This window comes from Enterococcus sp. 3H8_DIV0648 (genome assembly GCF_002140655.1).
Taxonomy (GTDB): domain Bacteria; phylum Bacillota; class Bacilli; order Lactobacillales; family Enterococcaceae; genus Enterococcus_A; species Enterococcus_A hulanensis.
On record NZ_NGLG01000001.1, the window covers coordinates 1,755,803 to 1,765,413 of the forward strand.

Sequence of the window (9,611 nt, forward strand, 5' to 3'; positions counted from 1 at the left end):
GCTTCTAGTGTATCAAGAATAGGCTTCTTATTAAAACTTCTTTTTTCATACTAACAAGTATGTTAACGATATAAAAAAAGCTGAAAGAAAATTCTTCCAGCATTTTTTCGCTTATTAATATAAACACTTGATATGATGATGGTTTAACTTAGCTATTTTTTTCTCTGGCAAAGGCTTCTCCGTAATCAGATAGTCGATTTCATGACAAGCGATTGCTTGATACATATACTTATGATCCAGTTTATCTTCTGTTGCTAATACAACGACATGATTCGCTTGTCTGCGGAAGGCCTTTTTGATTAGCGCTTCTCCTTCATGTGTCTCAGTCACTCCATGATCAAAATCTAGTCCGCGACAACCAATAAAAGCGATGTCCGCATTATAGGTCAAAATGTCATTGTATGCTTTTGATCCATTGATCGTCGCACGTTTAGGCACTATTGAACCACCTAACACCGATACATGTGCTGTCGTAAACTCACTCAACATCGCAGCGGTCAGGACACCGTTAGTTATGACCTGTAAGCCATCGAACCTACTAAGATTTTTTACCAAATGCAAACTTGTCGTACTGGAGTCCATAAAAATGACCATGTCATCCTTAATCAAAGTCTCCGCCACATCCGCAATATATTGTTTATTATCTTCTTCGTTTAAACGCGTGACTTTCATTAAATAGGGAACATCGATCTTCTTGTTATCAATAATCATTGCACCGCCGCGAGTTCGTCTAATCAATCCGCTTTCTTCCAGCAAAACTAAATCTCTTTTCACAGTAGCCTCACTATAGTTGACCAACTCAATCAAATCTGCGACAGTTGCAAATTGATGAACTTTTAAATAGTTAACGATCTGCTGCTGCCGATCTTCAATCGCACTTAACATTCTTCTCCCCCTCTGCTTACCTTTCGCTGCTTTATCCAATTATAACTTCTTTAAAGGAAAAGAAGACAGTCCTCTCAAAAAAATTGAAAGTTCTGTCTTTATTATTAATATAATTCAGCTTTTCCGATAGTATTCAAGATGTACAACTTATGTTTGACAACTTCTTTAACCTTATCGTTTGCTTCTGGGAAGACGTCTCCAGGTTCATACATCTCCGGATTTTTAGTTAGAACCTCTCTCAAAGCATCAAAGAAGACACTCTTTAGATCTGAACTCAAGTTAACTTTTGCCACGCCGTATTTTACTGCTTCGCTAACTTCAGAATCAGGATTGCCTGAGCCTCCATGCAAAACAAAAGGAATATCAATGCGTTCATTCAGCTCTTTTAATAGTTCAATATTCAATTTCGGTGTCATATCTTTTGGATAGAGTCCATGAGCAGTTCCGATTGCGACAGCAAGTGTGTCAATACCTGTTTCTTTCACAAATTCTTCTGCTTGGTTAGGATCAGTGTAAATAATATTAGCCGATCCCCCTTCTGCTGAACCGTTGTTACCAATCGTTCCTAATTCAGCCTCGACTGAGACATTCACATCATGAGCTAATTTTACAACTTCCTTCGTTAAACTCATATTGTCCTCAAAAGTTTGTGTTGAAGCATCGATCATCACAGATGTATACCCATTTCGAATTGCCCGCATGACATCCTTAACTGAACCGCCATGATCCATGTGAATAACAACAGGTACTTTACTATTGTGGGCATAGTCTTTAGCTGCTGCCACAAATTCATCATTTAAATAAGCAATTTCATCAGGATGTATCTCTAGAATCACAGGCGCGTTTTGTGCCTCGACTTCCTCCATGATGGCCTTCATCATATCATAACTGCAAATATTGAATGCAGGTACAGCAAATTGATTCTCTTTAGCAACTTTCAATAAATCCTTCATTGTATACAACATTACATTTCCACCTCATTAATCATTTTATTATCATCAACAGTTACTGGCTTTTTCAATAAGCCAACCGCTATTGCTGTTACCAAAGTCCCTGCCACAATTGCCAATAAGTACATCGGAAGGTTATTCATTACATTTGGAATCAACATGACCCAGATTCCTCCATGAGGTGCCATTGAAGTAACACCTGCTGCCATGGATATTCCCGCAGCCGTTGCTGAACCTAGCATCAAACTAGGAATCACTCGAATCGGATCGGCTACCGCAAATGGGATGGCTCCTTCAGTAATGTAAGACGCTCCCAAGATCCAACAAGACTGTCCTGAAGTTCGTTCTTCTTTCGTGAACTTATTTTTGAATAAAATTGTCGCTAAAGCTAACCCTAGAGGTGGCGTCATCCCAGCTGCCATACAAGCGGCAATTGGCGCATTAACACCAGCCGACATTAAGCCGATCGAAAAAGTTGAAATTGACTTATTAATCGGTCCACCCATATCTGCTGCCATCATGACACCGATCAACAATCCAAACATAAGTCCCGAAGTATTTCCTAAACCGTTCAACCAGCTAGTCAGAGCATCCAATACCCAAGCAATCGGCTTATCAATCAAGAACACCATCGCTAAACCAATGACTAGAATAGATACTAATGGAACAACGATCAGTTGATAAATAGCTGCTAATTGCTGCTTAACGTTGATTTTATTCGCTAAAAGATCGGTCATGTAGCCGGCTAATAAACCGCCGATCATCCCGCCTAAGAATCCTGAACCACCATTAGCAGCCAACAATCCTGCAACGATCCCTGGTGCAAAACCTGCTTTTCCAGCAATTGAACTAGCAATCCCAGCTCCTAGCGCTGGTACCATCATCGCAAAGGCTGTTCCTCCCCCAATCGTTGACAATGCCCCTGCGAGAGCATTATAGTCATCCGATTTTGGATCAGAAGCTGTGATTCCAAAAGCAAAACTCAATGCAATAATGATCCCGCCTGCGATTACGAAAGGCAGCATGTAATTGACGCCATTCATAAAGTGATTGTAGATTCCGCTTTTTTGCTCTTGCCCATTCTTTTTCTTATCTAAAGAAATTTCTGTAGTTCCAATGTTTTCCAATGCTTCCTCAATTACCTTTTCAGGCTCTTTGATCGCTCGACTAGTTGAAACGCGCTTAATTTTTCGACCCGCAAAACGGCTTGTATCAATATCTTTATCCACCGCTAAAATAATTGCATCCGCTTCCTCGATTTCAGCAGTTGTTAGTTTATTTTCGATCTTTGCACCTTGAGTTTCAAACTTCGCTTCATGACCTAAACTTTTTGCTGTTACTTCCAATTTTTCAGCAGACATATACGTATGTGCAATCCCTGTGGGACAAGCCGTAATTCCTATAATTTTCATGATGATTCCTCCTTACTCATAATCTCTAATACTTCAATCCCATTATCAGCATGCTTCAACTGATCTCTAAACGACTCATTCATTAATTTTCGTGACAAATTACTTAATATTTCCAAATGGATATCTGATGTTTTTTGAGGAACTAAGATTGCAAAAACCCATTCAATTTTTTCCCATCCAGTCCGACATAATCAGACATCTTACCTGTATGCACAAAACAAATCGTGGGTTGCAAAACAGCTTTGCTCTTTGCATGGGGAATTCCAAAACCAGCTTCTATTCCTGTAGACGTCTCTGCTTCTCTTCGATACAAATCTTTGATTATCTTTTTAGCCTTTGTCACACGATTCTTTTCTTCAAGTATGTGACCTAGTTTTTCAAACAGCTCATCTTTTGACCGAATTGAATCATCAAAAATAATCAAATCGTTCATCATTAAATCAACCAACTTCACTATAAAAACCTACCTTCACAACTAGGATAGCGCTTTCCTGTTTATGGTGATAACTATAGCATCGCTATCCAAAGCGTTCAATATTTTGACTGTTTTTCGGTTTAAAAGTCTTTTAACGTTAAAAAAGTTCAGTAATCATGATCGATTTAGATCATAATTACTGAACTTTTTGTATTAAATAAAAAAACCTCAACACAAATTGTATTGAGGTTAAGAAGTCATTTTACTTATCAACGGGTTTTACAGAACCGTCCCATTTTTCCAAGATCCAATCTTGAACGTCTTTTTCATGCAAGACTTTCACTAATTTTTTGATACGATCATCGTTTTTGTCTTCTGTACGAACAGCAAGAATGTTTGCGTATGGTGACGTATCTTTTTCAAGCAACACTGCATCTTTGACCGGATTCAAGCCTGCACCGTAAGCGAAGTTGGCATTGATCGCTACTAGGTCGCCTTCGTCATTGCTGTAAGTTGTTGCTAGCAATGCTGGGTCGATCGAGTGGTCAAATTTCAGTTTCTTAGGATTTTCAGCGATATCATCAAATGTGGCTGTTTCTAAATCAACACCATCTTTTACCTTCACTAAATCAGCATCTTGCAAGATCGTAATGATTCGGCCCCAGTCTGATTCAGAGCTTGAAGTAATAATCGTCGCGCCCTCTTTTAAATCTTTGATATCTTTGATTTTTTTAGAATATAAGCCCATTGGTTCGATATGGATTGCACCAGCATCGGTAAATTTGTAATCATTTTCCTTCACTGCTTTTTCAAAGAACGGTTTGTGTTGGAAGTAGTTCGCATCGATATCCCCATCTGCTAACGCTTTGTTTGGTAAAACGTAGTCGTCGAATTTTTTGATTTCCAGTTTTACGCCTTCTTTTTCAAGCAATGGTTTTACGTGCTCTAAGATTTCAGCATGTGGTGTTGGTGATGCTCCGACAACTAATGTGTCATTTTTTTCTTTACTGCTGCTGTCAGAAGAAGCTGAGTCGCCATTTCCGCAAGCCGCCAAGCCGACTGTTAATAATGCTGCTGCTGCAAAACCTAAAATTTTCTTTTTCATGATAGTTCCCCCTAATAGTTTTAATTGATTTATATTTAAACGATAATAATCCTTGTTTTCCCTGTATTGCTAGCGTTTGTCCGTTCGCTTCGTCAGAAAATCGCCGACGCCTTGAACAATGAATACGATGATCAGAATAATCACGGTTGCTACTAATGTAACGGTGTAATTTCCTCGTTGATACCCTTCTTGCCAAGCCAAAGCTCCCAGCCCGCCTGCTCCGATCGCACCAGCCATTGCAGTAAAGCCAATCATGGACACTGATGTAACCGTCAATCCTGAGATCAACGCTGGCAAACTCTCTGGAATCAAAACCTTATAGATCGTTTGGAAATAGCTTGCTCCCATAGCATCCGCCGCTTCCAGCACACCAGAGTCAACTTCGCGAAAGGCAATCTCAACTAATCGTGCGTAAAAGGGTGCCGCTGATAAAACCAATGCTGGAATCGCCGCTTTGGCCCCCAACATCGTGCCCACCAATGCTTTAGTAAATGGAATAATCAACACCATCAAGATCATGAAGGGCGTTGATCGAAAAATGTTGCTGAGAATGGAAACTGCCCCATAGAGAATACTGCGAGCGGCAGAATGCTTTCTTCCCAATGAGTAAAGCAGCAAGCCTAATAATAATCCTAGAACAAATACGATCAGCATTGAAATAATTGTCATAAACAACGTATCATTAATGGCTTCCTTCAAGGTGTCAAACGAAACCTGCTGGAAGTTTAAATATGTCTCAGAAAAACTCTTATCCACGATGCAGCACCTCCACTTCAACTTGCTGACTTTCAATAAAGTTGATGGCTTCTTCCACCTTATCGGCATCCCCGGTGAACTGAACCGTTAATGTACCGAAAGAATTTCCAGTTGCCCGTTCGATATTGCCGTAAACGATGCTGATATTGATTGGAAAATTACGAATTGCCTGAGAGACCACTGGCTCATTCGCATTGTCTTCTACGAAATGCAGCGTCGCTAACGTGCCCGCTGGATTTTCTTTGACAAACTCTTTCAGCAAATCGGATGGATCAGCTTTTGGTTCAAGATCCTGTTGGACGAAAAGCTTGGTCACTTCCTGTTTTGGATGGCGGAAAACTTCGCGCACAGAACCTTCCTCTACGATTTTTCCTAATTCCATCACAGCGACCTTGTTGCAGATTTTGCGGATCACATTCATTTCATGTGTGATCAACACGATCGTCAAACCTAGTTTTTTATTGATATTCGCTAATAATTCTAAAACTTCTTCCGTTGTTTGCGGGTCCAACGCACTGGTCGCTTCATCGCAAAGCAAAATGTCTGGATCATTAGCCAATGCTCTTGCAATACCGACTCTTTGCTTTTGTCCACCGGATAATTGAGAAGGATAAGCATCCCCTCTACCATCAAGTCCGACAAGGCTTAATAATTCTTCCGCCTTCTTACGTCGTTGATCTTTTGCCACACCTGCTAATTCTAACGGTAATTGAATATTTTCGATCACTGTCCGTGACCACAATAGATTAAAATGCTGGAAGATCATTCCAACTTTTTTACGGAAAGTTCTTAACGTCGCGCCTTGTAACTTCGCAACATCTTCACCATTCACTAGGACTTGTCCAGCCGTTGGTGTTTCAAGTCCATTCAACAGACGAACCAACGTACTCTTCCCTGCTCCTGAATAACCAACGATGCCATAGACATCCTTTTCTTCAATTGCCAAATCAATCCCATTGACTGCGTGGATCGGCCCAGTTTTGCCGGCAAAGCTCTTTCCCACTTGATTCAATTCAATCAATGCCATGCTTCTTACTCCCTTTCTATTACTCCTAAATGAACAGCTTTTAGATGGCTCATTGTCGTTTTATCCATGCACGAAAATAAAATTTTCGTCATGACAGCTTTCTGCTAAACTAATTGACTGAACAAATTGCGAAAAGCAGAACAAACAAAAAAGCTTCCGTCCTAAAAAGTGTACGTTTGTACACTTAGGACGAAAGCTTTAACTTCCGTGTTACCACCTAAAATTCGTTCTGACCTTGCGATCACAACCTCTGCCAGTACTTGCTTTATGCGCATACTGAGGTGCTGTAACGGGCACTCCCGTGATAGACTTGGCACCTGCTTCGTCCATCCTGCTCAAAGACCATTTTCCATCTCATTGCCGCAACTCCTTTTCAGCATACCGGAGCTCTCTTTGTACTTTAATCAGATGTACTTTTCTTTTCATCGCTTTCTCATGTGTATGAAAGGATTATATCAAGGAGATTTTATCCTGTCAAACATCAAATGAAAATTTCTTTATAAGTTTTCAAACTCGTCTACGTCGACTTCACGCAATGACAAAATCCATGCATCTAATTCTTCTTTTACATTCAATGCTGCAGGATCAGCTGACACTTTTTCACTAACAGAGGAAACCACACCTGTTAGCGGACTTTTAAATTCTTGTACCGCTTTTTCAGCCTCGATTTCTAATAAAGGCTCACCAGCTTTAACCGCCTGGCCGATTTTTGGTAAAGAGATAAATGTGACTTCGCCAAGTGTTTCTGCCATTTCAGACGTTAATCCCATGCAATAATCTTTATCATTGTGCAAAATCCATAGACCTTCATTTTTCTTCAAGTAACTCATTTTATTTAAAACGCTCCTTCGTAAGTTGTCTCTTTAAAACCATTTAATAAAAATTGATCATTTTTGATCAGCAATGGGCGCTTCACCAGCATCCCGTCACTCGCTAATAATTCACTGGCCTCTTTCACTGACAAATCAGCCATCTTATCCTTCAAACCCAGCTCACGATATTTCATGCCACTTGTATTGAAAAATCTTCTTACAGGTAGTTCACTTGCGGTCAGCCATTTTTCAAAAGTATCTGCTGAAGGTGTTGCTTGAACCAAGTCAATCGTTTCATAATCAATACCAGCTTGGTCTAACCAAGCTTTTGCTTTGCGGCAAGTCGAACATTTTGGATACCAATAAAATTTAAGCACTGCGTGTCCTCCTAATAGGTTTCTTATTCGCGCTTTGATAGCGCATCGATAAGATCAAGCCGATCCCGATCATGTTTCCTAAAATCGATGAACCACCTTGACTGATAAACGGCAATGGAATCCCTGTTAACGGCAACAGCCCGATATTCGCGCCGATATTTTCAAAGACATGGAACAGCATCATCATGACAATTCCTGACGCGATATAGGCATAGAATTCATTATTCATGTCAAAGCATAACCGAATCATGCGATAAATCAAAATAAAATAGAGCAAAATTACAAAAGCTCCGCCAACAAAACCAAAATTCTCACCGATTACCGTAAAAATCATATCCGATTCCCGAACCGGCACATAAACATTACTGACGTTGTAACCAGTACCCAGCATTCCGCCTGAACCGATTGCCATCAATGCATGAGCGAGTTGAAAACTTTTTCCCTGAGGATCGTGGAAAGGTTCCAGCCAAGAATCAATCCGAGCAAATTGATAATTTTTAAATCCGATGTGTGTTAGAAGCTCTCGTCCTGGATCTGTCGTAACTAAAAAGATCAAACTAACACCTAAAATAATTGCTAAAATAAGCGTTGGAACCAAAATCAACCATGAAATCCCCGACATCAAAAACATCCCGGAAAAAATCGCTAAAAAGACCAGCATCGTCCCGAAATCCTTTTGCGCTAAGACTAATCCTAGAACAGGAATCGTAACTAACACCATCTTGCCTATCAACATTGCATCAGTTTTCAAGCTGTGAAGTTTATTCGTTACATTATGCTTCGTAATAATCAACGCCATCATCAAAATATAAGCAATCTTCATTAATTCAGAAGGTTGAAAGGTCAGAGTACCAAATTTAAACCAGTTTTTCGAACCCGTCGAAGCTGCAAGCGTCGGATCATAGTATTTCAATAAGGCCAACATGACAGCCAATCCGATCACATATAAAAATGGCGTTAATCGCCATAAAAGCTTTGCATCAAAGTGAATGATAATAACAACTGCTAATGCCCCAACCAGATACCAAACTGACTGCATGGCAAGCCCACGAAAAACATTGGGATTTCTGGGATCTTGAGTCAATGCAACATACAAGGAAAGTAATCCAATCAAACATAATATAAAAACAGGTAAAATGACGCCGTAATCAATCCGGCTGTCATCATTATTCTTTTTTAATCTATCCATCGTTCATCTCTTTTCCACCAGTATACTCGCTTTATTATAGACGCTTCTTTACCTAAAGAAAAGCAAGCATGGCTGACTTTGTAAAATCTTTATTCTTCTTGCTGATCCTGCTTCAAAAAGTAGATCAATCCCCAAATCCCCAACTGTAAAATACTGAACATTAAGACAAACTGAAGCTTTCCTACATCCCAATTACCTACCAATAATTTAAATACAGACAATGGATGAACCAGCAACTCGATAGAATGAATCCGATCAAAACGTCCAATATAGACAGCAATGCTGGAAAGAACCGATAATATCAGCAAACTGCCAAATTTTTGCACTAGTCGCAGCTTAATAGCTGAAAATAATTTGAAGACTTGTGCCATCCCGATAAAAACCATTAAGACTATTGGCAACACTAAGAAAAGATACGACCACCAGCCGTTAGTATCCATTAGAAAGTGCCCGCCTGGCTGATAAATTCTTAAACTAGCTAAATGAAATAAGTCAGTCATTAGATAAGGAATATTGGGGAAAAATAAAAGCCACAATGGCACAAAAATCCATCGCCATGAACTTCTCAGCTGCATAAACAGCTGAGCAAAAACAATTGGCAGCCATGCTAAAAAAACATTCAGTCCCATAAAAGAAAAGGTCGTTTGACCGAAATGCATAAATAAAATATATAACCATATCGC

At 39.8% G+C, this 9,611-nt stretch carries 10 protein-coding genes, 1 pseudogene and 1 other annotated feature; all 11 genes and pseudogenes read right to left on the reverse strand.

The annotated features are described in order from the left end of the window. Positions 1-114: 114 nt before the first annotated feature. Positions 115-885 carry a DeoR/GlpR family DNA-binding transcription regulator gene (locus A5875_RS08135; RefSeq protein ID WP_088933125.1) on the reverse strand — a complete coding sequence of 257 codons (771 nt, stop codon included), beginning with the start codon at positions 883-885 and terminating at the stop codon, positions 115-117. A 104-nt stretch (positions 886-989) separates the two neighbouring features. Beyond that, on the reverse strand, positions 990-1,850 hold the full coding sequence (locus A5875_RS08140) for a ketose-bisphosphate aldolase (protein ID WP_088933126.1): 861 nt from the start codon (positions 1,848-1,850) through the stop codon (positions 990-992). Continuing rightward, on the reverse strand, positions 1,850-3,247 hold the full coding sequence (locus A5875_RS08145) for a PTS fructose transporter subunit IIC (RefSeq protein ID WP_088933127.1): 1,398 nt from the start codon (positions 3,245-3,247) through the stop codon (positions 1,850-1,852). The genes A5875_RS08140 and A5875_RS08145 overlap by 1 nt, the downstream gene beginning before the upstream one ends. Further along, positions 3,244-3,683, reverse strand: a pseudogene (locus tag A5875_RS08150) (PTS sugar transporter subunit IIA). Before A5875_RS08150 ends, A5875_RS08145 begins: the two are co-directional and overlap by 4 nt. A gap of 241 nt (positions 3,684-3,924) precedes the next feature. Continuing rightward, positions 3,925-4,767, reverse strand: a complete 843-nt coding sequence (locus tag A5875_RS08155) for a MetQ/NlpA family ABC transporter substrate-binding protein (protein ID WP_088933128.1) — start codon at positions 4,765-4,767, stop codon at positions 3,925-3,927. 69 nt (positions 4,768-4,836) lie between these two features. Next, positions 4,837-5,523 (reverse strand): methionine ABC transporter permease, encoded by a 687-nt coding sequence (locus A5875_RS08160; protein WP_088933129.1) that lies wholly within the window; start codon positions 5,521-5,523, stop codon positions 4,837-4,839. After that, positions 5,516-6,550 carry a methionine ABC transporter ATP-binding protein gene (locus A5875_RS08165; protein ID WP_088933130.1) on the reverse strand — a complete coding sequence of 345 codons (1,035 nt, stop codon included), beginning with the start codon at positions 6,548-6,550 and terminating at the stop codon, positions 5,516-5,518. The genes A5875_RS08160 and A5875_RS08165 overlap by 8 nt, the downstream gene beginning before the upstream one ends. Before the next feature lie 182 nt (positions 6,551-6,732). After that, positions 6,733-6,985: a binding site (T-box leader), on the reverse strand. Between the two features lie 62 nt (positions 6,986-7,047). Beyond that, positions 7,048-7,380: a glycine cleavage system protein H gene (locus A5875_RS08170; protein WP_088933131.1), complete on the reverse strand. Its 333-nt coding sequence runs from the start codon at positions 7,378-7,380 to the stop codon at positions 7,048-7,050. Between the two features lie 5 nt (positions 7,381-7,385). Further along, positions 7,386-7,739: an arsenate reductase family protein gene (locus A5875_RS08175; protein WP_088933132.1), complete on the reverse strand. Its 354-nt coding sequence runs from the start codon at positions 7,737-7,739 to the stop codon at positions 7,386-7,388. Then, positions 7,732-8,928 (reverse strand): FtsW/RodA/SpoVE family cell cycle protein, encoded by a 1,197-nt coding sequence (locus A5875_RS08180; RefSeq protein ID WP_088933133.1) that lies wholly within the window; start codon positions 8,926-8,928, stop codon positions 7,732-7,734. Before A5875_RS08180 ends, A5875_RS08175 begins: the two co-directional genes overlap by 8 nt. Positions 8,929-9,017: 89 nt before the next feature. Further along, positions 9,018-9,611, reverse strand: a 594-nt coding sequence (locus A5875_RS08185; protein ID WP_088933134.1) for a DUF1361 domain-containing protein, incomplete at its 5' end; no start/stop codon positions are given.

What these genes read in the sequence shown, in the direction of transcription:
- A5875_RS08180 (WP_088933133.1), bottom strand. Translation starts at nt 8,928, where the DNA reads ATGGATAGATTAAAAAAGAATAATGATGACAGCCGGATTGATTACGGC.
- A5875_RS08155 (WP_088933128.1), bottom strand. Translation starts at nt 4,767, where the DNA reads ATGAAAAAGAAAATTTTAGGTTTTGCAGCAGCAGCATTATTAACAGTC.
- A5875_RS08145 (WP_088933127.1), bottom strand. Translation starts at nt 3,247, where the DNA reads ATGAAAATTATAGGAATTACGGCTTGTCCCACAGGGATTGCACATACG.
- A5875_RS08170 (WP_088933131.1), bottom strand. Translation starts at nt 7,380, where the DNA reads ATGAGTTACTTGAAGAAAAATGAAGGTCTATGGATTTTGCACAATGAT.
- A5875_RS08140 (WP_088933126.1), bottom strand. Translation starts at nt 1,850, where the DNA reads ATGTTGTATACAATGAAGGATTTATTGAAAGTTGCTAAAGAGAATCAA.
- A5875_RS08165 (WP_088933130.1), bottom strand. Translation starts at nt 6,550, where the DNA reads ATGGCATTGATTGAATTGAATCAAGTGGGAAAGAGCTTTGCCGGCAAA.
- A5875_RS08135 (WP_088933125.1), bottom strand. Translation starts at nt 885, where the DNA reads ATGTTAAGTGCGATTGAAGATCGGCAGCAGCAGATCGTTAACTATTTA.